The sequence below is a fragment of the Streptomyces zaehneri genome (assembly GCF_032248645.1).
In the GTDB taxonomy this organism is placed as follows: domain Bacteria; phylum Actinomycetota; class Actinomycetes; order Streptomycetales; family Streptomycetaceae; genus Streptomyces; species Streptomyces coriariae.
In genome coordinates this window covers 486,971-509,150 of record NZ_JASTTJ010000002.1, presented here as the reverse complement: position 1 = coordinate 509,150, position 22,180 = coordinate 486,971, and the positions used below count along the sequence as shown (strand labels likewise).

At 72.4% G+C, this 22,180-nt stretch carries 11 protein-coding genes; 10 read left to right on the top strand and 1 reads right to left on the bottom strand.

Translation table 11 applies throughout. The features are described 5' to 3' along the window. Positions 1 to 12: 12 nt before the first annotated feature. From QQM72_RS04995 to QQM72_RS04980, 4 genes are all read left to right on the top strand, one after another. Positions 13 to 273, top strand: a complete 261-nt coding sequence (locus tag QQM72_RS04995; RefSeq protein WP_314219532.1) for an acyl carrier protein — start codon at positions 13 to 15, stop codon at positions 271 to 273. After that, a complete protein-coding gene (locus QQM72_RS04990; protein WP_314219531.1) occupies positions 270 to 2,996 on the top strand; it encodes an aminotransferase class III-fold pyridoxal phosphate-dependent enzyme in 2,727 nt (908 codons plus the stop codon). Before QQM72_RS04995 ends, QQM72_RS04990 begins: the two co-directional genes overlap by 4 nt. Continuing rightward, positions 2,993 to 4,699, top strand: coding sequence for a fatty acyl-AMP ligase (locus QQM72_RS04985; protein WP_314219530.1), 1,707 nt, complete (start codon positions 2,993 to 2,995; stop codon positions 4,697 to 4,699). Before QQM72_RS04990 ends, QQM72_RS04985 begins: the two co-directional genes overlap by 4 nt. Positions 4,700 to 4,862: 163 nt before the next feature. Then, positions 4,863 to 6,614 (top strand): fatty acyl-AMP ligase, encoded by a 1,752-nt coding sequence (locus tag QQM72_RS04980; protein ID WP_314219529.1) that lies wholly within the window; start codon positions 4,863 to 4,865, stop codon positions 6,612 to 6,614. Between the two features lie 62 nt (positions 6,615 to 6,676). On the opposite strand, the gene QQM72_RS04975 is transcribed toward QQM72_RS04980, so the two are convergent. Further along, positions 6,677 to 7,663, bottom strand: coding sequence for an alpha/beta hydrolase (locus QQM72_RS04975; RefSeq protein ID WP_314219528.1), 987 nt, complete (start codon positions 7,661 to 7,663; stop codon positions 6,677 to 6,679). Between the two features lie 230 nt (positions 7,664 to 7,893). On the opposite strand from QQM72_RS04975, the gene QQM72_RS04970 reads away from it, so the two are divergent. The 6 genes from QQM72_RS04970 (at position 7,894) to QQM72_RS04945 (ending at position 22,157) form a co-directional block, all read left to right on the top strand. Beyond that, positions 7,894 to 9,693, top strand: a complete 1,800-nt coding sequence (locus tag QQM72_RS04970; RefSeq protein WP_314219527.1) for a carbamoyltransferase family protein — start codon at positions 7,894 to 7,896, stop codon at positions 9,691 to 9,693. A 43-nt stretch (positions 9,694 to 9,736) separates the two neighbouring features. Further along, complete coding sequence (locus QQM72_RS04965; RefSeq protein WP_314219526.1) at positions 9,737 to 10,036, top strand: hypothetical protein; 300 nt, start codon at positions 9,737 to 9,739, stop codon at positions 10,034 to 10,036. Further along, entirely contained in the window at positions 10,033 to 10,575 is a 543-nt protein-coding gene (locus QQM72_RS04960) for an MOSC domain-containing protein (RefSeq protein WP_314219525.1), read from the top strand. The genes QQM72_RS04965 and QQM72_RS04960 overlap by 4 nt, the downstream gene beginning before the upstream one ends. Positions 10,576 to 10,876: 301 nt before the next feature. Next, positions 10,877 to 15,442, top strand: coding sequence for a non-ribosomal peptide synthetase (locus tag QQM72_RS04955; protein ID WP_314219524.1), 4,566 nt, complete (start codon positions 10,877 to 10,879; stop codon positions 15,440 to 15,442). After that, positions 15,439 to 21,072: a non-ribosomal peptide synthetase gene (locus QQM72_RS04950; RefSeq protein WP_314219523.1), complete on the top strand. Its 5,634-nt coding sequence runs from the start codon at positions 15,439 to 15,441 to the stop codon at positions 21,070 to 21,072. Before QQM72_RS04955 ends, QQM72_RS04950 begins: the two co-directional genes overlap by 4 nt. Then, positions 21,069 to 22,157, top strand: coding sequence for a Gfo/Idh/MocA family oxidoreductase (locus QQM72_RS04945; protein WP_314219522.1), 1,089 nt, complete (start codon positions 21,069 to 21,071; stop codon positions 22,155 to 22,157). Before QQM72_RS04950 ends, QQM72_RS04945 begins: the two co-directional genes overlap by 4 nt. The last annotated feature ends 23 nt before the right edge of the window (positions 22,158 to 22,180 follow it).

Genomic DNA, 22,180 nt, shown 5'->3' with positions numbered 1-22,180 from the left:
GGAAATAACGCAATGACTCACGATGTCTTCGAGATCATCGATGGACTGTTCCGCAACCGACTCCAGGTGCCTGAACTGAACCCCGACGTCCCGCTGGTGGACTACGGCCTCGATTCCGTCCGCTCCATCGATCTGGTCGTCGAGATGGAGAACAGGTTCGGGGTGCCGATCTCGGACGAGCAGGCCGCGTCGATGCTGACCCTGCGTGACGTGGTGGACCAGGTCACCGCGTCACTGACGGTGCGGGCGGGGCAAGGAGAGAGTGCCGCGTGAACGCCGACTCCGCTTTCGCGCGGCACGCCCGGCCGGAATTCGCCAGGCTCTTCCGTGCACTGCACCTCGATGTGACCTACCGGGGCGGCCGGGGCGACCACCTGACCCGTGAACTGCCGGACGGAGGCGACGGAACCGAGGCCGGGGAGCAGATACTCGACCTGGTCGGCGGTGCGGGCTCCTCGCTGTTCGGGCACAACCACCCGGCGCTGGTCGAGGTGGCCCGGCGGTGCTTCGACGAGCAGCTCCCGTTCAACGCCCAGGGCAGCATCCGGCCCGGAGCCGCCGAGCTGGCGAGGCGGCTGTCGGAGACGGTCGGCGCCACGACCGGCGGGAGCTATGTGGTGACCCTCGGCTGCACCGGCGCGGACGCGGTGGAAGCCGCGGTGAAGCACGCGACGGTCGAGCACCGCAGGCGGCTCGGCGCCCTCCAGGAGGAGTTCGAGAGGTCGTTGCGGCGCGTGCGGCGGGACGACGTCGCGGACGTCCCCTGCGCGAGCGGCCCCGCGGCCGGGCGCCCCTGCGCCGAGGTGCTGGTCGAGGCGCTCGACCGGATCGCCGGCCTGCGGCTCAGGGACCCGGTCTTCGTCTCGCTGCGGGACGCCTTCCACGGCAAGACGACCGCCGCCGGCACGCTCACGCACGGCGGCAACGTGCCCGAGGATCTGCACGTACCGGGGCCGCAGCACCGGCGGTTGCACGACTGGACGCCGGACGAGGTGGTGACCGCGTGCGACGCCGAGCGGGTCCCGGTCCACTCGGTCACGTTCGACGCCGCCGGAGTGCCGCACTCCGCCGTACGCCATCTGTCGCCGGTGGCCGCCTGCTTCGCCGAACCCGTCCAGGGTGAGTCGGGCGTGCACGAGGTGCCGGCCGAGACGCTCGCCGCCCTGCGCGACCTGGCGGACCGGCACGGAGCGGCGCTGGTCTTCGACGAGATCCAGTGCGGCATGGGACGTACGGGCACCTTCCTCGCCTCCGAGCCCTCCGGTGTGGTCGCCGACTACTACCTGTTCTCCAAGTCCCTCGGCGGCGGGCTCGCCAAGGTCTCGGCGCTGCTGGTCGCCGACGACCGCTACGTACCGGAGTTCGGCCGCCACCACACGTCCACCTTCGCCGACGACGACTTCTCCTCGCGGATCGCCACGGCCGCGCTGGACCTCTCCCTCGCCTGCCGGGACCGCATCGTCGAGGTGGGCACGCTGCTGCGCGACCGGCTCGCCCAGGTCGCGGCGCGGTGGCCGGACGCCATCGCCGAAGTTCGAGGGCGCGGACTGCTCCTGGGCGTCGAGTTCTCCCTGCCGCGTCCCGAATCGGGGCTGCTGCGCGAGGTGTTCGACTCCGAGTCGCTCGGCTATCTCATCGCGGGGCGCATGCTGCACACCCACCGGATCAGGGTCATTCCGACGCTGTCGGCCCCCACGACCGTCCGCGTCCAGCCGTCGGCGTTGCTCGAACCGGCCGATGTGGACCGCGTCGCCGCCGCGTTCGACGATGTCGCCGGGCTGCTGTCCCGCGGTGACTACGCGACGCTGATCGGGCATCTGACCGTACCCGCGGGCGGTGGGTGGCAGCCGCGGCAGCATGTTCCGCTGCCCCGCCGCGACCGCCCGGCACGGCCCGGCGCGGTCGATGTCCCCCGCGTCGCGTTTCTCGCCAACCTGGATGTCCCGAGCACGCTCTGGTCGATGGCGCCGGAACTGGCGGACTGGTCGGACGAACAGTGCGCGGCGGCGCTCGACCGGATGCAGGGGGAGCTGGACCCGTTCGAGGTCGTCCGGCATCGCGTCACATCCGAGACGCGGGGGACCGTCGAGGTCGTCATGGTGGCGGTGCCGTTCACCGCCGCCCAGGCCAATGCCGCGCTGCGGGCGGGGCAGGGGCCCTGGCTGCGCCGAACGGTGCTCGACGCGGTGGAGTTGGCCGTATCGCTCGGCGCCGAAGTCGTCGGCCTCGGGGGGCACACCTCGATCGTCACCGGTGCGGCACGGGACGTGGTCGAGAACGACATCAGGGTGACGTCCGGCAATTCACTGACCGCCGCCTGCGCCTACGACCTGCTGCGCCTCAGACTGGCCGAGTCCGGCGTCGGGGAGCGCCGCGTCGGACTCGTCGGCGGTATCGGCAACATCGGTGCGGTGATGGCCGAACTCATCGCCCCGCACTGCGCATCGCTGGTGTTGGTCGGCCGGCCCGGCTCGGCGCGGCGGCTCGCCACGGTTGCCGACGGGCTCACCGAGGTGACGGACGTCTCGATCGCCGACGACCTCGATGCGCTGCGGGACTGCCCGGTCGTGGTCAGCGCCACCAACTCGTCGGACCCGGTGATTTCGCCGCACCACCTCGCCGATGACCGGAAGGTCCTCGTCTGTGATCTCGCGGTCCCCGGTGACGTGCATCCGGCGGCGGCGGGCCTGCCGAACGTCACGCTGGTGTCCGGCGGCCGCATTCAGCTCCCCGGCGTGCAGACGCCCCACTTCCCCGGCATCACGCTGCCGCCGGGAATCCTTTACTCCTGCCTGGCCGAGACGATCCTGCTCGGCTTCGAACCCACGACGCCCAGCCCGTCCTACGGGGGCCTGACCTCGGCAGGCGTGCTGGCCGCCCGGGACCTGGCCGTGCGGCACGGATTCCATCCCGCCCGCATCGTCTCCGACGACATCTCGGTACGGCCGTGGACCGTCGATCAGCTCAGCAGCGCTCTCGAGGAGAACATCGGATGACCGAGACTGGCCCGCGTTTCCCGAGCATGTGGCACGCATTGTTGGCAGAGGCGGAACGTGGCTCCGACGGGTCGGCGGTGACGCTGCTCCCGGAACCGGACAGAGAGGAGAAGGTGCGCTACGACGCCCTCGTCGAGAACGCCACGCGGTGTGCGGCAGCCCTCGCCGAGCACGCTGTCGGCCACGGCGACCGGGTGCTGCTCTGTCTGCCTACGGGTGCGCAGTTCCTCACCGCCTTCTTCGGAACCCAACTGCTCGGAGCCACGCCGACGGCGATCGCCGTACCGATACGTTTCGGTGGAGCCGCGGGGTTCGAAGGCCAGCTGAAGGAACTCGTGGAATACCTGCGGCCGGCCGCGATCGTCACGACGGCAGCGGTCATCGAGGCCCTCCCCGAACTCGCCGGCACCAACTTGATCGACGGCGCCGCGCTCCACGCGCGCGCCACCGCGAGCGACGCGCCGACACATCCCATCCGTCGTCCGAGCGGTGACGATCTGGCGCTGATCCAGTGCACCTCCGGTTCGACGGGCACGCCCAAGGGCGTCATGATCTCGCACGCCAACCTGGCGGCCAACTGTGAGCAACTCACCGGCGCCGTCGGGTGGAGCCGCGCGGACACGACCGTCAGCTGGGCGCCGCTTTACCACGACATGGGACTGATCACCGGGATCCTTTGTCCCGTCTACGTCGGCGGGAACACGGTGCTCATGCCGCCCACTCGATTCCTGCGCGCACCTGCCGAGTGGCTGCGGCACATCAGTACCTACCGCGGCGCCGTGGCGGCCGCGCCGAACTTCGCCTACGGCTACGTCACCTCCCGGGTGCGCGACGAGGAACTCGACGGCGTGGATCTGTCGTGCTGGCGCATGGCGTTCTGCGGGGCGGAACCCATCCAGCCCGCCACCGTGCAGCGCTTCGTCGGCCGCTTCGCCCGATGGGGCCTGCCCGCCGACGCGTTCACACCGGGCTACGGCATGGCTGAGGCCACGCTGGTCATCACCACCAAACGGCTGGGCGCGCCGTTCACGTTCGACTCCATCGACCGGCAGAGCGCCGTCACCGGGGCGCGGGCGGTCGACGTCGACCCGCAGAGCGCGAGCGCGGTGCAGGTCGTCGACTGCGGTGAGCCGGTGGCCGGCGCGGAGCTGCGCATCGTGGACGACCACGGACACCCGCTGGGGGAGAACCGGATCGGTCACGTCCAGTTCCGCAGCCCCTCACGCACGGCCGGATACTTCGACCTCCCGGAGGAGTCCACCGCCTCCGTCCACGCGCCGGACTGGTGGAAGACCGGTGACATCGGTTACCTGCGCGACGGCGGCCTGCGCATCACCAGCCGCGCCAAGGACCTGGTCATCATCCGCGGTGCCAATTATTTCCCCTCCGACTTCGAACAGGCCGCCGAGACCGTTCCCGGAGTGCGCCTCGGCGCCGTGATCGCGGTCGGACACCGGCCCGAGAACGCCGACTCCGAGGAACTCCATCTGATCGTCGAGACCGAACTCGACGCCGAACAGCACGCGTCGCTGCGCCGAGCCGTCCGGGCCGCGGTCAGCTCCCGGACCGGGGTGACCCCGGCCGGGATCCACCTGGTCCCCAAGCGGAGCATCCCCAAGACGACCAGCGGAAAGCTCCAGCGGGCCAAGGCAAGGGAGCTGTTCGTGGTGCGGCCCGAACTCGCCGGGCTCGCCGACGCCTGACGGCTGTGACCGGCCGTGCCTCCGGGCCCGGGCACCACGTTCCGGACCCGGAGGGCGCCGTCGTGCCTGCACCACCGACCACCGCACCAACCAACCCCGACGAGACCGGCGGTCCGTCGGGAGACTCGGGCCGTGCACGCGGCTGGAAAGAGGAACCAGGGCCATGGTCGATTTGCCGCACGCCACCAGCGCCACCGCGGTGATGCGCGGGCACGCGCTCAGGACACCGGAACACACAGCGATGATCTACGTGGACGACGTGGAGCGGGCCGACGGCGCCACCCACTGGTCGTACGCCCGACTGGACGCCGAGGCCACCAGGATCGGCGCATGGCTGGGCGCCCGCTACCCGGTGGGCACCCGGGTGCTCCTGCTGTACCCGGCCGGACTCGACTTCGCCGCCGCCTACCTCGGCTGTCTCTACGCCGGCACGGCCGCCGTACCCGCACCGCTGCCCGGCCGGTACCGGCACGAGCAGTCGAGGGTGAGCGGCATCGCCAGGGACGCGGCGGCCTCCGTGATCCTGACCGACACGGAGAACCTGCCCGCCGTCCGGGCCTGGGCCGAGGCCGAGAAGCTCACCGGAACCCGGTTGCTGGCCACGGACGGCGGCGACCTGCCGGACCCCGGCGCCTGGACACCGGAGGAAGTGGACCACCGGACCCTCGCGATGCTCCAGTACACCTCCGGCTCGACCGGCGAGCCCAAGGGCGTCATGGTCAGCCACGGCAACCTGCTGCACAACGTGGACAGCCAGCGCCGCGCGTTCGGGCTGACGGCCGCGTCGCGGCTGGGCGGCTGGATCCCGCACTACCACGACATGGGGCTGCTCGGTCAGCTGCTGCCCGCGCTGCTGGTCGGCGGCACCTGCGTGCTGATGCGCCCCAGCGCCTTCCTTCAACGGCCCCACAACTGGCTGCGGTTGATCGACAGGTACGACATCCAGTGCTCCGCGGCCCCGAACTTCGCCTACGAGATGTGCTGCGCACGGATCACCGACGAGCAACTGGCCGGACTGGACCTGTCCCGATGGCGCACAGCCTCCAACGGCTCGGAGCGGGTCGACATCGCCACACTGGACGCGTTCGCCAAGCGCTTCGCCCCCGCGGGACTCCGGGACGACGCGCTGTGCCCCTGCTACGGCATGGCGGAGGCGACCGTCTTCGTCTCCGGCGAGGCACACCGCAAGGCGGTGGTGACGACGGTCGACGCCGACCGGCTGAAGCAGCACCGGTTCGTGCCCGCCGAGTCCGGCGTCGACCTGGTGAGCTGTGGGACCCCGCGCGACCACGACGTACTGATCGTCGATCCGTGGACCGGCGAGGAGACGGCGACCGGAGACGTCGGCGAGATATGGCTGCGCGGCCCCAGCCTCGCCGGAGAGTACTGGAACAACCCCTGCGCGACGGAGCAGGCCTTCACGCCGGACGGATATCTGCGTACCGGCGACCTCGGGACCGTGCACGACGGCGAGCTGTATGTGACCGGCCGGCTCCAGGAGCTGCTGACCGTGCACGGGCACCACCTCTACCCGCAGGACGTCGAACGGGAGTTGCGGGCGCACCACCCCGAACTCGCCGCCGCCGGAGCCGTGTTCACGGTGCCGACGGCCGAAGTCGGCGCCGAGGAGACGCTCGTCGTGACGCACGAGGTCCACGGGCGCCCGGCCGAGGACCGACTGCGGCTGCTGGCCGACGGGATCAGGCAGACGGTGGACCGTGAGTTCGGGGTCGCCCTCGGCGGCGTCGCCCTGTTACGGCGCGGCGGGGTCCGGCGCACCACCAGCGGCAAGATCCGGCGCGTGGAGATGCGACGGCTGTTCCTGAACGGTGAACTGAACGCGCTGTACGCCGACCACGAGCCGCGGGTGACACACGCGCTGCGGTCCAGGAACCCGGGGCGGTCCGGGCGGTGACCCGTCGGGACGGCGGGCCGGTGGCGCCGACCGGGAATCTCCCGCTCGGCGCCACCGCCCGCTCAGTCCCCCGAGGCCGCCTCGGCGTACCGCGCGGAGGCGGCCCGGCCGGTGCCGGGCGCCGACCGCAGAACCGTGTCCAGCTCCCTCAGGACCCGCTCGGAGCAGGCGGCCGCCGCCGGAACGACGTCCTGCATCAGGAAGTAGCCGTGCACCAGACCCGGCCCCGGAACATGGCGGACGGGTACGCCGGTGACGGCCAGCTTGTCGGCCAGCTCGACCCCCTCGTCGTGCAGCGGGTCGAACTCGGCCGTGGCGACCACCGCGGGCGGCAGGTTCCGCAGGTCGGCGTTGAGCAGGTCGACGGCGGGGTCGCGGCGCCGCCGCGCGTCGGGGACGTACAGGTCGTAGTGGTACGCCATGTCGTCGACGGTCAGCAGATACCCCTCCGCGTACGCGCTGGCCGCGGCGAACAGCAGTCGTGGGTCGACGGGCGGGTACAGCAGCAACTGGGCGGCGAACCCGAGGTCGCCGGTGTCACGCGCGTCCAGCGCCACGCCGATCGCCAGGCTGGCGCCCGCGCTGTCACCGGCGAGCACATGGTCGCGGCCGGGGAAACGGCGGCTCGTCCAGCGGGCCGCGGCCACCGCGTCGAGCAGCGGGGTGGGGTAGGGGAACTCCGGGGCCCGCCGGTAGTCGGCCGAGACGACGACCGCGCCCAGCGATGCCGCCACGATCCGGCAGGCCTGGTCGTGACTGTCGACGTCACCCAGCGCCCACCCGCCCCCGTGCAGATAGGTGACCACTCGGCCCTCGTCCGTCTCCGGCGTGTAGACCCGGCACCGGAACGCCGCCCCGTCCGCGGTGTCGACCGTCCGGTCGACGGCGGTGACGGCGGCGCGGGGGCCGGCGCCGGCCCGACGGGGCAGCACCGCGTTCGCGAGATAGCGCTCCCGGGCCTGCTCGACGCCCACGGCACGGACCGGAACCGGAGGGCCGTCGGCGCGTTGCCAGGTGATCAGGTTGCGGAGTATGCGGTCCAAGGGCATGGCAGCCCCTCCTCGGAGATCGTGAAAGGCGCTCCAATTCACCGGGTTACCGTACTCGATCGGTCATGGCGGTCGTCTGAAATCCCCGGGGATGTGAAAAACGCATTCGGGGTGGTGCGAATTGCATATTGCTGGGGGCTGATCTGCGCCAGTAGCCTGGCGGCGAATTCGCTGGTTTTCACAGGTGCGGGCGGTGCGCGCGACGCAGCGCAACAGAGAAGGATTCTTTCATGATTGTTCTGGGTTGCAACGGGTTCACGCGGGGCGCAGAAATATTCGCCGAGCAATTCGGTGCGGTCGGCACCGAGAAGCACTACGTACTCGGGCATGACTCGGGCGCGGCGCTCCTGGTGGACGGAGAGCTGGTCGCGGCCGTCGAGGAGGAGCGGCTCAACCGGGAGAAGAAGACCTCCGACTTCCCGTTCCACGCGGTCAAGTGGTGTCTGGACCAGGCGGGCATCGAGTTCTCCGACATCGACCTCATCGCGATTCCGTGGAACTTCACCACCGAGATCTTCGACGCGATGATGGTCGACCTCGCGTCCGCCCCGCTGCCGCCCGCTGAGAAGGCCGGCCGGCTGTCCCGTATCGGTGAACTCTTCGACAAGGTCCTCGGGCGCGAGGCGATCCTCGCTGACTTCGCCGCACGCGCCGGATTCACCCCCGACCCGGAAAAGGTGGTGTTCGTACAGCACCACCTCGCCCACGCGATGACCGGTTACTACATGGCGGGAATGAAGGACGCAGCATTCCTCATCAGCGACGGACGGGCCGAACTGTTCTCCTCGCTGACCGGCGAGATTCGCGACGGCCGGATCAAGGTCTTCGAAGAGTCGATCATCAGCGCGAACGACTCGCTCGGCAATCTCTTCGCCTCGATCACGCGATTCCTGGGATTCGTGCCCAACAATGACGAATACAAGGTCATGGGCCTTTCCGGTTTTGCCGAGCCGCCCTCGCCGAATCCGTTCCTCGACCACATCGTCCAGCTGCACGATGGCGGTCGCTACACCCTCTGCCGGCCGCACGACCCCGAGAACGGCCGCTGCTTCGACGATCTCTTCGAGAAGTACTTCGGGCCGCTCGAGGACACCGTCGAGTACAAGGCCACTCTGGCCGCCGCCGCGCAGGAAATGCTCACGGCCGTCACGAGCCACCAGCTCCGCGCGCTGGAGGACAGGACCGACCTCGACCACTTGCTGTTCGAGGGCGGCCTGGCGCTGAACTGCGTGAACAACACCAAGCTGCTGGAGGGTTCACGCTTCGAGGACATGGCGGTGAGCTTCGGCGCGAGCGACACCGGTGTCGTCATCGGTGCAGCCGTCCACGCCTGGGCCAACCACCCGGACACCGTCACGGAGGTGAAGTACGCGAACTTGGTCACCCCGTACCTCGGCCCGGAGTACGACGACGCCACCATCGAGTCGACCCTGCACGAGTTCGGCGACCGGGTGCACTGGACCCGGCTGGCCGAGGACGAGATCATCGACCAGGTGGCGAAGCTGCTCACCGAGAAGGTCGTCATCGGCTGGTTCCAGGGCCGGCTCGAACACGGGCCCCGCGCCCTGGGCCACCGCAGCATCCTGGCCAACCCGAAGTTCCCCGACATCAAGGACGTCATCAACACCCGGGTCAAGCATCGCGAGCCGTTCCGGCCCTTCGCGCCGCTCGTGCTCGAGTCGGACGCGCCGAAGATCTTCGAGATGGGCCGCAAGAGCCGCTCGCCGTACATGACGTTCGTGTTCCCGGTGCGGCCGGAGTACCACAACGTCATCCCGGGCGCGACGCACGTGGACGGCACCTCCCGGGTGCAGACGATCACCGACGAGGACACACCGCTGCTGGCGTCGCTGTTGCGCAGGTTCACCGCGCTGACCGATGTGCCGTGCCTGATCAACACATCGTTCAACGTTGCGGGCGAGCCCATCGTGTGCGCCCCGGCCGACGCGCTGAACTGCTTCCTGGGCACCGAGATCGACCACGTGGTGCTCGGCAACTACCTCGTCACGAAGACAAACCCGCCCGCCTGACCTATGTGGTTCCCCGGCCGGGGAAGGTGAAGGGAGCTCATCTGTGAGTGCCGTCCATGAGGCGACCGCGGACCTCACGACTGTCGTGCACCATCTGGAAGAGCTGGCCCGGGAGCTGCGCGCCCCGCGTCTGCCGCGCATCCCGCCGGAGATCAGCGCCGCCAGCGATGCCCTGACCTGCGCGGCCGCCCTGCTGCGCGCCCGGCAGGACGCCACCGACGGCGACGCCACCCGTACCGATCTCCTGTACGACGCCGTCGCCCTGGCCCGCAGCACCGTGGAGTCGGCGAAAGCCGCGTGCCGCGAGGGCACGGGAACGCGCAGAGGGGGTGCCGACACATGAGCGGGACAGTGACGGCGGTCAGCAGTAACGGCGAACACACGTTCGGCAAACCGAACCGGGAGAGGATCACCCTGCTCGCCGGGCTCGGCGTGGAGGGGGACGCCCATGCCGGTGTGACGGTCAGGCACCGGGCGCGGGTGGAGCAGGATCCCACGCAGCCGAACCTGCGCCAGGTCCACCTCATGCCCGAGGAGGTCTTCGCCGAACTCGGTGCGGCGGGCTTCCGGGTGGCGCCCGGTGAACTCGGCGAGAACATCACCACGCGCGGAATCGACCTGCTCGCCCTCCCGGTCGGCACGGTCCTGCGGGTCGGCGGCGACACGCTGCTGGAGGTGACCGGCCTGCGCAACCCCTGCCGGCAGATCGACGACTTCCAGGACGGCCTGCTGAAGCAGGTCGTCGGCCGCGACGAGGCCGGGAACATCGTGCGCAGGGTCGGCATCATGAGCGTCGTCACGAAGGGCGGTGTGGTGCGCCCCGGCGACGTCATCGAGGTGGAACTCCCGGAAGGGCCGCACCGGCCACTGGACCGGGTCTGAAGCTCCCGCACCGGTTGAGCCGAGCATTCCTCTTCCTGCACGTTCTTCACCGTGGGCGGCGCCGCTTCCTGAGCGGCGCCGCTTCTCTGCGTGCTCCCAGAAAGCATCCAGATTCTGGCCAGTCGCACCTGTGAGGCTGAGCCGGGCTTCCGGCCGCTCCTGAGCCGGCCCGTCACCGGGGGAGGCGCGCAGAGCGGCTCGCACGAGACCAACGAACCGGAGTTAACGGATGTCACAGGAGTTTGTGTCGCCCCAGGCCGGGGCCGTGAGCACGGCAGCTCCCGCATGGGAACCGGAGACTTTGCGACAGGAGGTCTCCCGACTGCTGGACATGGCACTGCGCCCCGAGGACGACGACGCCAACCTCTTCGAACTCGGCCTGCAGTCGATGCAGTTGATGTTCCTCACCAACCGGCTCAACCGCGCGGGCGCCCGGATCGACTTCAGATCGCTGTCCGCAGATCCCCGTCTGGTGGCGTGGTACGAGCTGCTGAAGAGCGCGGCCGGGCCGATACCCGCGACGGACGGGGCCCGGAGCCCCGCCCCGGGTGTCCCCGTCGACGAAAGAGGAACCTTTCCGCTCACCGCGGTGCAACAGGCGTACTGGATCGGGCGTGGCGACGACCAGGCCTTGGGTGGGGTCGGATGCCACGCCTACCTGGAGATCGACGCCCAGGAGGTCGACCCCTCTCGCCTGGAGAGCGCCGTACGCGCCCTGCTGGATCTGCACCCCATGCTGCGGGCCAGGTTCGAGGCCGACGCGACGCAGCGTGTGCTGCCCCGGTCCCCCTGGCCCGGACTGACCGTGCACGACTTCAGCGACCAGTCCGAGGAGACGGCCTCCCGTACGCTGGAGGAGCTGCGCGGCCGACTCTCGCACCGCCGCCTGGACGTGGGCGCCGGCGAGGTCCTGGACCTGCAGCTGAGCCGGCTGCCGGGCGCCGGCCACCGGCTCCACCTCAACGTCGACCTGCTCGTCGCCGATGTGCACAGCATCCGGCTGCTCCTGGCGGACCTGGCCGCGCTGTACGACGACCCCTCGTCGGTGCCCGAGTTGACCTACACGTTTCAGCAGCACCTGGCCGAACGGGTCGAGAGCAGGCAGACCGCGCGCGAGACGGCGCGCGCCTACTGGCAGCGGCGGCTGCCGGAGCTGCCCGGCGGCCCGCGACTGCCGCTGGCGACCGAGCCCGCGGACGTCCCGGTCCCCCGCTTCGTACGGCGGACCCACGAGTTGGCCGCCGAGGAGTGGAGCGCCCTGCGGCAGCGGGCCGCCCGAGCCGGTGTCACCCCCGCCGTCCTGCTGGCCACGGCCTTCGCCGAGGTCCTCGCCCGCTGGAGCGGTGAGGACCGGTTCCTGCTCAACCTGCCCCTCTTCGACCGCGATCTGGAGGCGCATGCGCAGATCGGGCGCATAGTCGCCGACTTCACGAGCCTCGTGCTGCTGGAGATCGACCTGCTCCGCGGGGACGACTTCGCCGAGCGCGCCCGCGCTGTGCAGCGGCAACTGCACGAGGACGTGGCGCACGCCGCGTACACCGGTGTGGACGTGCTGCGCGACTTCGTCCGCGCCGACGCGGACGCGCCGCGCAGCGCACCGGTCGTCTTCGCCTGCAACCTCGACGCACCCCTGGTCCCCGACGCCTTCGCCGAGCGTTTCGGGGAGTTGTCCTGGATGCTCTCCCAGACCCCGCAGGTCTGGCTCGACCACCAGGTCTACGCCACCCGGCACGGGGGGCTGCTGCTCGCCTGGGACACGGTGGACGACCTGTTCCCCGCGGGGATGCCGGCCGCCATGATGGCCGCGTACACGGCGCTGCTGCGCGATCTCGCCGCGAGCGACGAGCACACCGACGCGAACCTCCCCCTGCCCGTCGCGCAGCGCCGCCGCCGAGACGAGGTGAACTCCGCGACCCGCGCGCACAGCGGACACCTGCTCCACACGGCCTTCTTCGCGCACGCCCCGCAGCGGGCGGCCGAGCCCGCGCTGCTGTGGCACGACAGCGGACGGCTCACCCACGGCGAACTGGCCGGGCGGGCCCTGCGTATCGCGGGCAGCCTCGTCCGGCGGGGCGTCGGACCCGGCACGTCCGTGGTGGTCTCGGCACCCAAGGGCCCGGATCAGATCGCCGCGGTCCTCGGCGTCCTCGCCGCGGGCGCCGCCTACGTACCCGTCGGCGTCGACCAGCCCGCCGCGCGCCGCGCCCGCATCCTGGAACTCAGCGGCGCCCGGCTCGTCCTGGACGGCGCCGGACTCCCGCAGCCGCCGGACTCGGCCACCGAGGTGCTCGCCATCGCCGAGGCGCTGACCGGGGAGCCGCTGGACGCCCCCGTGCCGACCGCGCCGGACGACACCGCGTACGTCATCTTCACCTCCGGTTCCACCGGCACGCCCAAGGGCGTCGAGGTGAGCCACCGGGCCGCGGTCAACACCGTCGAGGACATCGACGAGCGGTTCGGCATCGGGGCGGGGGACCGGGTGCTGGCCGTCTCCGCGCTGGACTTCGACCTCTCGGTGTGGGACATCTTCGGACCGTTGGCCGAGGGCGGCGCCCTGGTCCTCGTGGACGAGTCCGACCGGCGGGACGCGAACCAGTGGCTGACCCTGTGCGCCCGGCACGGGGTGACCGTGTGGAACAGCGTTCCCGCGCTGCTCGACATGCTCCTCACCGCGGCGGACGGGACCCCGCTGCCCGCCTCGCTGCGCCTGGCCCTGCTGTCCGGCGACTGGATCGGCCTGGACCTGCCCGGACGGCTGGCCGCCTCGACGTACGGGCGATGTCGGCCCGTCGGGCTCGGCGGCGCCACCGAAGCCGCGATCTGGTCCAACGCGTACGAGATCACCGAGGTACCCGCGCAGTGGGTGTCCGTCCCTTACGGAAAGCCGCTGCGCAACCAGAGGTTCCGGGTCGTCGACGGCCGGGGCCGCGACTGCCCCGACTGGGTGCCGGGCGAGCTGTGGATCGGCGGCGACGGCGTGGCCCTCGGATACCGGGGGGAGCCGGACCTGACGGCGGAGCGTTTCCCGGTCGTGGCGGGGGAGCGCTGGTACCGCACCGGCGACCTCGGCCGCTACTGGCCGGACGGGAACCTGGAGTTCCTGGGCCGGCTCGACCACCAGGTGAAGATCAACGGCTTCCGCGTCGAACTCGGCGAGATCGAAGCCGCCCTCCAGTCCCACCCCGAGGTCTCCTCGGCCGTCGTCGTCACCGCCGGCGACCGCCGCCGCGAACTCATCGCCGCCGTCGTGGAGCGCACCCCGGGGCACGGCCAGGAGACCGCCGCCGCGGACGCCGGCCCGGCGCAGCGGCCGATGGCCGACGGCGATCTGCTCGAACTACAGCTCGTCGAGGCGGTGTTGGCCGAACTGGTCGCCCCGCTGGTGGCGCCCGCCGGCACCTTGCCGGTGCGTGAGGAGCAGCGCCCGGTCCTGGACGCCTGGCTCGACCAGCTCGCCCGGCGCGAGGTCGTACGACGCGACGGCGACGCGGTTCGGCCGGGCACCCGATGGGCGCAGGTGCGCGCCCCGGAGCGGTTCGACGAGCTGCGGAAGCAGGCGGCCGGCACCCACCTGGAGCCGGTGGCGAACGCGCTTGCCTGGGCGGCGCCGATGCTGGCCGCCGTCCTGACCGGCGAGGCCCACGCCTCCGTGCTCCTGGACGACCCCGTGCTGTCGCCGGAGGGCCTGGCCGACGCCATGCCAGGCACCAGGAACTGCCTCGCCACCATCGCCGCTGACCTGCGGACGGCTGCCGACGCGGACGCCGCCGCCACGGCCACCGAAGCCGCCGCAGCCGCCACGGATGCCGCTGATGCCGGCGCCACAAACGCCGAAGCCACAGACACCGCGGCCCTGCCGCCGACCGTCGCGGACTGGGACGCGGCGAGCGGGCTCGGTGCCGCACGGCTGCTCGCCGATCTCGAACCCGGATCCGTCGACTACACGCTGTTCGGCTCGTCCCCCACCCTCCTGGCGGCGGCCGACGCCCGGCTCGCGGACTCCGGGCACCGAGTGCGCACCGTCCACCAAGGCGGCCTCGCCCTGTCGGCCGCGCACCTGCACACCTACGACGTCGTGGTGGCCGCCAACGTCCTGCACCGGATGCCGGACCCCGAGACCGCCGCCGCCACCATGGCGCTGCTGCTCAGGCCCGGAGGCCGGCTCCACATCCTGGAACGCACCCGCCTCACCCCGCTGGCGCTGCTCATCGCCCTGCCGCTGGAGGCGGAGGCCGGCCGGCTCCGGCCGGGCGAACCGGGCGCGAACTGGCTGCACTCCGGGCCGCGGTGGGCGCGAGCGTGCGCCGCCGCCGGGCTGGTCCACGCGCGCGTGGAGCGCACGGAGGCCACCGGCGAAGTCCTCGTGACGGCACGCCGGCCCGCCGGAGCCGACGCCCCCGGCCAGGACGAACTCCGCCGCTGGCTGGCCGACCGGGTGCCCGCGCACATGGTCCCGGGACACTTCGCGGCACTGCCCGCCCTGCCGCTCAGCGCCAACGGCAAGGTCGACCGGCGCGCCGTACAGAACATGCTCGCCTCCCTGGCCGTCTCGCCGAGGGAGTCCACCGAGCCGCCCCGGGGAGCCACGGAGCAGTCCGTCGCCGGGCTGTGGGCGAAGCTGCTCGGCGTCGCCTCGGTGGGCCGCGACGAGAACTTCTTCGTGCTCGGCGGCGACAGCCTCCTCGCCACCCGGCTGGTGACCGAGGTCCACCGGGCCCTCGGCGTCGAACTGCCCATGCGCGACGTGATGCGGGCGCCGACCGTGGCCGCTCTGAGCGCGCTGATCGAGGGGCTGCTCCCCGAAGCCCAGGACATGACGCCGGGGGACCAGAGCCCGGCCGGTGACTACGAGGAAGGTGTGCTGTGACCGTCGGCGAGCTGATCAGCGAGTTCGAGCGGGCCGGGATCCGGGTCTGGCGGGAGGGGCGGCAGCTGCGCTTCCGTGCCCCGCGCGGCGCCATGACGGACGAGCGCCTCGCGGCCCTGCGCGGCCGCAAGGAGCAACTCCTGTCCGCACTGCCCGATCAGACCCCGCCCACCGGGGCCGAGACCGACGGCCCGGCTGCCCCCGGAACCGGCTGGACCGCCGAGCCGGGCAGCCGCCACGAGCCCTTCCCGCTGACGGACATCCAGTCCGCGTATCTGCTGGGCCGGGACGAGGCCTTCGACTACGGCGGCGTCTCCTGCCACATCTACCTGGAGTTCCGGCGCCCCGCCGACCTCGACCCGGAGCGGCTGCAACAGGCCTGGGACAGCCTGGTCGAGCGCCACGACATGCTGCGCTCGGTCATCGCGCAGGACGGCACCCAGCGCATCGCCCCCGTACTCGCCGACACCCGCATCCAGGTCGCCGACCTGCGGCAAACCGGTGCCGAAGCCGCGACCGAGGCGGCGGCCGCCGTTCGCGAGGAGCTGTCCCACCGGGTGCATCCGGCGGGCGAACGCCCCATGCACGAACTGCGGTTGACGCGGCTCGAGGACCACTGCCTGCTGCACCTGTCGATGGACTTCATGGTGCTGGACTGGATCAGCATCCAGCTCCTGCTCACCGAACTCGACCGCCGCTACGAGCGTCCCGGCTGCCCGTTGCCGCCCGTCGACGCCACCTTCCGCGACTACGTCGCCGCGGAACGCCGGCTGCGCGACACCGAGCGCTACGCACGCGACCGCTCCTACTGGTGGAACCGGGTCGACGACCTGCCCGCCGCACCGGCTCTTCCGCTGGCCGACGGTCACACACCGGCCGACGCGCCGCCCCGGTTCCGCCGTCTGGCCGCCTCGCTGACCGAGGACACCTGGCGGGCGCTGAAGACCCGGGCCGCCGCCCACGGCATCACCGCGGCCAACGCCGTGCTCGCCGCGTACGCCGAGACGCTCGGCCGCTGGAGCGCCACCGACCGGTTCACCGTCGGCCTCACCGTCCTCAACAGGATGCCGCTCCACCCCCATGTGGACCGGCTGCTCGGCGACTTCACCTCGGTGAGTCTGCTCGCGGTCGACCAGTCGGAGCGGGCCGCGTTCGCCGACCGGGCCCGCGGCCTCGGCGAGCGACTGTTCGAGGACCTCGACCACCGGCTGTGCGGCGGGGTCGAGGTGCTGCGCGAACTCGCCCGGCGCCGGGGACGCGAAGCCGCCCTGATGCCCGTGGTGTTCACCGGCGCCATCGGCGTCGTGGGCCGGGCCCTCGGCGACGGGGCCGAGCGGCTCCGACCGGTGTACGGGATCAGCCAGACCCCGCAGGTGTGGATCGACTGCCAGGCGACCGACCAGTTCGGTGGCCTGGAGGTCAACTGGGACATCCGGCAAGGCGTGTTCCCCGAGGGCCTGGTGGACGACATGTTCGCCGCGTTCGCGGACCTGCTGCGCCGGCTTGCGGAACAGGACGCCCCCTGGAGCGCGGCCGGTCCGTCGGGCCTGCCCGCACGGCAGCGGGCCCGCCGGGACGCCGTCAACGCCACGGCGGCCCCGGAGCCCGGCGGCCTGCTGCACGAGCCGCTGGTGGCGTACGCCCGACGGTTCCCCGGCAGGACCGCGGTCATCGACGCCACCGGTGCGACGACGTACGGGGAGTGGCTCGGGCGGGCCGCCCGGGTGGCCGGGGAGCTGCGGGCCGCGGGCTGCGGTCCCGGAGACTTCGTCGCCGTCCTCATGGACAAGGGAAGGGACCAAATCGTCGGCGTCCTGGGCGCCCTGCTCGCGGGCGGCGTGTACGTGCCGGTGGACATCGCGCAGCCCCAGGTGCGCCGCGACCGCATCCTCACCGGCTGCCAGGCGCGGTACGCGGTCGTCTCGGACGCCGCCCTGGCCCGGACACTGCCGGACGGCTGCCGCCCGGTCGACGTGTCCGCCGCCGAGCCGCTCCCGCTGGCAGAGGTCCCCGACCAGCGACTCGCGGCGCCCGGCGACCTCGCCTACGTGATCCACACCTCGGGCTCGACCGGTGAGCCCAAGGGCGTGATGATCAGCCACCGGGCCGCCGCCAACACCGTGCACGACATCAACCAGCGCTTCGCCGTGGGGGACACGGACCGCGTCCTCGGGCTCGCCGCGCTCGGCTTCGACCTGTCCGTGTACGACCTGTTCGGGCCGACGGCGCTCGGTGCGGCCCTGGTGCTGCCCGACCCCGCCCGGCGCGGCGACCCCTCCCACTGGGCGGACCTGATGGAGCGCCACGGGATCACGCTGTGGAACTCGGTGCCCGCCCAGCTCCAGATGCTCGCCCACTACCTCGACGCCGAACCCCGCGAACCGAACCGGCTGCGGCTCGCCCTGCTGTCGGGCGACTGGATCCCGCTGGCCCTGCCCGCCCACGCGGGACGCCACCTGCCCGGCGCCGAACTGGTCAGCCTCGGCGGAGCGACCGAGGCGGCGATCTGGTCGATCCACCACCGCATCCGCCGCGTGGAGCCGCACTGGCGCAGCGTCCCCTACGGCACCCCGCTCGCCAACCAGGGCTTCCGGGTTCTCGACAGCGCCCTGCGCGACCGCCCCGACCTGGCCGTCGGCGAGCTGTACATCACCGGCGTCGGGCTGGCGGAGGGCTACCTGGGCGACCCCGAGCGCACCGCCGAACGCTTCCCGCGGCACCCGGAGACCGGGGAACGCCTCTACCGCACGGGTGACCTCGGCCGCTATCTCCCGAACGGCGAGATCGAGTTCCTCGGCCGCGCCGACCAGCAGGTCAAGATCCGGGGGCACCGCGTCGAGCTGGGAGAGATCGACGCGGTCCTCGGCGAGCACCCGGCGGTCGGCTCCAGCGCCGTCCTGGTGGAGGGCACCGAGGCGCTGGAGCGCTCACTCGTCGCCTTCGTGGAACCGGCGGTCCGCACGGACCCGCCCGACTCCTCGGTGGCCCGCGCCGTCGCGGCCGGGGCCGCCGCCGCGAGCGCCGTACGGCCTGAGGACGGCGTTCCTGACGCGGGGCGGGTCGCCGCCGATGCGCCCGACTTGTCGGTGGTTCGTGCCGTCGCGTCGGGGGCCGCCGCCGTGAGCACCGTACCGCCCGAGGACGGCATACCCGACGCCGGGCAGGTCGCCGCGTACGTGGACCGCCTGGACCGTGCCTTCCTGCTCTCCATGGCCGACGCGCTGGCCCCCTCCGGGCTCTTCGCCGGTCAGGAGGTCCGCACGGAGGAGGAACTGATCCGCCGGCTGCGGATCGACGAACGGCACCACGGGCTGCTGCGCCGCTGGCTGCACGCCCTGGAGCGGGCCGGGCTCGTCCGTGCCGAGCCCGGCGAGGGCACCTGGCTCGGACGTGGCGCCCCCCACCGCACCGAGGTCGACCACGCCTGGGCCGACCTCGCAGCGCACGCCCCCGCCGAGATCTGCCCGTCCCCGCTGCTCGCCTACTTCCGCGCCCACGCCGACATCCTGCCCGCCCTGCTGCGCGGCGAGGAGGAAGCCGTACGGCTGTTCTTCCCCGGTGGCAGCCAGGAGGCCGCGCGCGCCTGGTACGCCGACAACCTGGCGGCGCGGCGCCTGCTCGCGACGCTCGGGGCGGCCGTCGCCGGCGCGGCGAGCGGCGTGCAGGACCGTCCGCTGCGGGTGCTGGAGGTCGGCGGCGGCATCGGCGCGGCCACCGGGCCCGTCCTGGACGCCCTGGGCGACCGGCCGGTGGACTACCTGTTCACCGACGTCTCGGAGTACTTCCTCGCCGACGCGCGGCAGCGGTTCGGCGCGCGGCCCGGGACGCGCTTCGGCCTGTTCGACATGAACCGGGACCCGCGGTCACAGGGCCTGCTGCCCAACTCCTTCGACGTCGTCCTGAGCGCGGGAGCGCTCAACAACGCCCGCGACACCGCACAGGTCGTCGACCGGCTGCGGACGCTGCTCGCCCCCCGCGGCTGGCTCTGCCTGCTGGAGATGACCAGGGAACACCCGGAGATCACGGCCACCCAGGCGTTCATGATGGAGGAGCCGCAGGACCTGCGCCGCGAGCGGGCGAACCTGTTCGTCCACGAGGAGCAGTGGCGCCGGCTCCTCACCGAGGCGGGCGCCGTGGACGTGCTGAGCCTGCCGGGTCCGGACGACCCCTTCGCCGCGCTCGGGCAGGGCGTCTTCGCCGCGTCCTTCAAACAGGACCGCGCCGAACTGGACGCCGAAGACGTCGGCCGGTGGGTGGCCGCGCGGCTGCCCGCCCACATGGTTCCCGCGCACATCCAGGTGGTGGACGCGCTGCCGCTGACCTCCAACGGAAAGGTCGACCGCAAACGGTTGCTCGGCTGGGTGCCGCGGCGTGGCGAACGCGCCGCCGACTCCACGGCCGAGCCGCCGCGCCCCGGTGTGGAACGGCGCGTGGCCGAACTGTGGGCGGAACTGCTCGGCGGCGAACTCCCCGACCGCGAGAAGGGGTTCTTCGACGCGGGCGGTGACTCGCTGGTCGCGGCGCGCCTGGTGGGGCGGGTGCGCGAGTGCGTGCCCGAGGCGGCGGACGTCTCCTTCGACGTCCTGTTGCGCACGCTGCTGCACACCCCGACGGTCGCCGGCCTGGCCGGCCGGCTCACGGCCCCGGCGGACCCCGGAACCGGGACGGACGGCCGGACCGCCGCGCCCGCCGACCGGGGGTCCGCGCTGGTCGGCCTGGGCGGCGGCGGGACCGGTCCGCTGCGGTTGCTGGTGCACGAGGGGCTGGGCACCCTCGCGCCGTACCGCCCGCTGATCAAGGAACTCACCGCCGACGGCCCTCTGGTGGGGCTCGCCGTGCCCGACAGCGACGGCTACCTCGAACTCGCCCCACACCGGCTCGTCGAGGACCTCGCCGCCCGGTACGCCCGCGAGGTGCTCGCCGCCGGGCACCGCGAGGTCGAGGTGGTGGGCTACTGCTCCGGCGGGCTGATCGCCGCCGAACTGGCCCGCGCGCTCGGCGAGGGCGGGGCCGTGGTGCGGGGACTGACCGTGGTCTCCAGCTACCGCATCCCGTACCGGCTGGACGACGAGCTGATGGTCGACTACGCCTTCGCCCGTGTCATGGGCGGGGACCTGGAGGCGCTCGGCTGGCCCGCCGCCGAGGGCGACATGGGGCGGGCGCTCGCCGCGGCGCTGGCCCGCTCCCCGAAAGCTCTCGAACCCGGGGTCTTCGCGCGGCTCGGCGGGGACGAGCGGCTGAAAGCCGTTGCGAACCGTTTCCGGCTGTTGGGCGAACGCCCCCGTGAGGAGCGCCGAGAGGCCCTGCACCGGGAACTGGCCGCCACCGAGGCGGGCCTGGGCGACGTCGGCCAGGTGGCCGCGCTGCACCGGGTCTTCGAGCACACCGTGGAGGCGGTCACGCACTACGACCCGCTTCCCTACGCGGGCGACATCACCTTCCTGCGCCCGCTGGAACCCACGCACTTCATCCCCGGCTTCCAGGACGACATGACGCGCTTCTGGCGGGAGCTGTGCCTGGGCGAACTCACGGTCGTCGACGTGCCGGGCGACCACTTCAGCTGCGTACAGCCGCCGCACGTGGCGCGGACCGCCGCGGCGCTGACCGTGCGGTCGGGAGCGGGACGATGAGCGGGCCGGAGCACGCCCCGCCGACCGCCCCGCCGACCGCCCCGCTGAGCGTCGCGGTGTGCGGCACCCGCTTCGGGCAGGTGTACCTGTCGGCGCTGCGTCGCTGCCCGGAGCGCTACCGCCTGGCCGGCATCGTGGCCCGCGGCGGCGCCCGGTCGGTGGCGCTCGCCGAGGAGTACGGCGTCCCGCTGTACCCCTCGGTCGACCAGCTCCCCGGGGACGTGGACGCCGCCTGCGTGGTGGTCTCCAGCGGCGTCGGCGGCGGCCAGGGCGCCGTGCTGGCCCGGCAGTTGTTGGAGCGCGGGGTGCACGTGCTCCAGGAACACCCGGTACATCCGGCCGAGTTGGCGGACTGTCTGCGCACCGCACGCGGCACCGGGACGCAGTACCTGTTGAACACCTTCTACCCGCACGTCGAGCCCGTACGGCGCTTCGTCGCCGCGGCCCGGCGGCTCGTGGAGCTGCGGACGCCGGTCTTCGTGGACGCGATGTGCGCCGTCCAGGTCTCCTTCGACCTGCTCGACATCCTCGGCGAGATCTTCGGCGGGGTGCGCCCCTGGTCGCTGACCCCGCCCGCCGCGGCCGACGGCCGTCCCCTCAGGTCCGTGGACGCCACCGTCGCCGGAGTTCCGCTGACCCTGCGGGTGGAGAACCGGATGGAGCCCGGTGACGACAGCACCAGCCTCTTCCTGCACCGCGTCACCGTCGGCACGGACGCCGGGAACCTGACGCTGGTCAACACCCATGGCCCCGTGGTCTGGAGCCCCGTGCCGCGCACCGCGCCGGACGCGGTGGGCAGGTTCCGGCCCGGTCCGGGCGCCAGTGCCGAGGTGCTCGGGCCCGTCGAGGCGCCCCCCTGGAAGGCGGTGCTGGAGGAGGTGTGGCCGGACGGTGTGCTGCACGCCCTGGACGAGCTGGCGGGGCGGATCGCCGAGGGCGCCGATCCGCTGCGCGGCGCCCAACGGCATCTGACGGTGGCTCAGGCCTGGCAGGAGCTGACCGGGGCCCTCGGTTTTCCGCAGGAGGCCGGTCCCAGACCGGGCTCCCAGGTGACGGCGGCCGACCTGCTCCGCACCTCGGGGTGACAAGGGCTGCCGCCCTCGATACA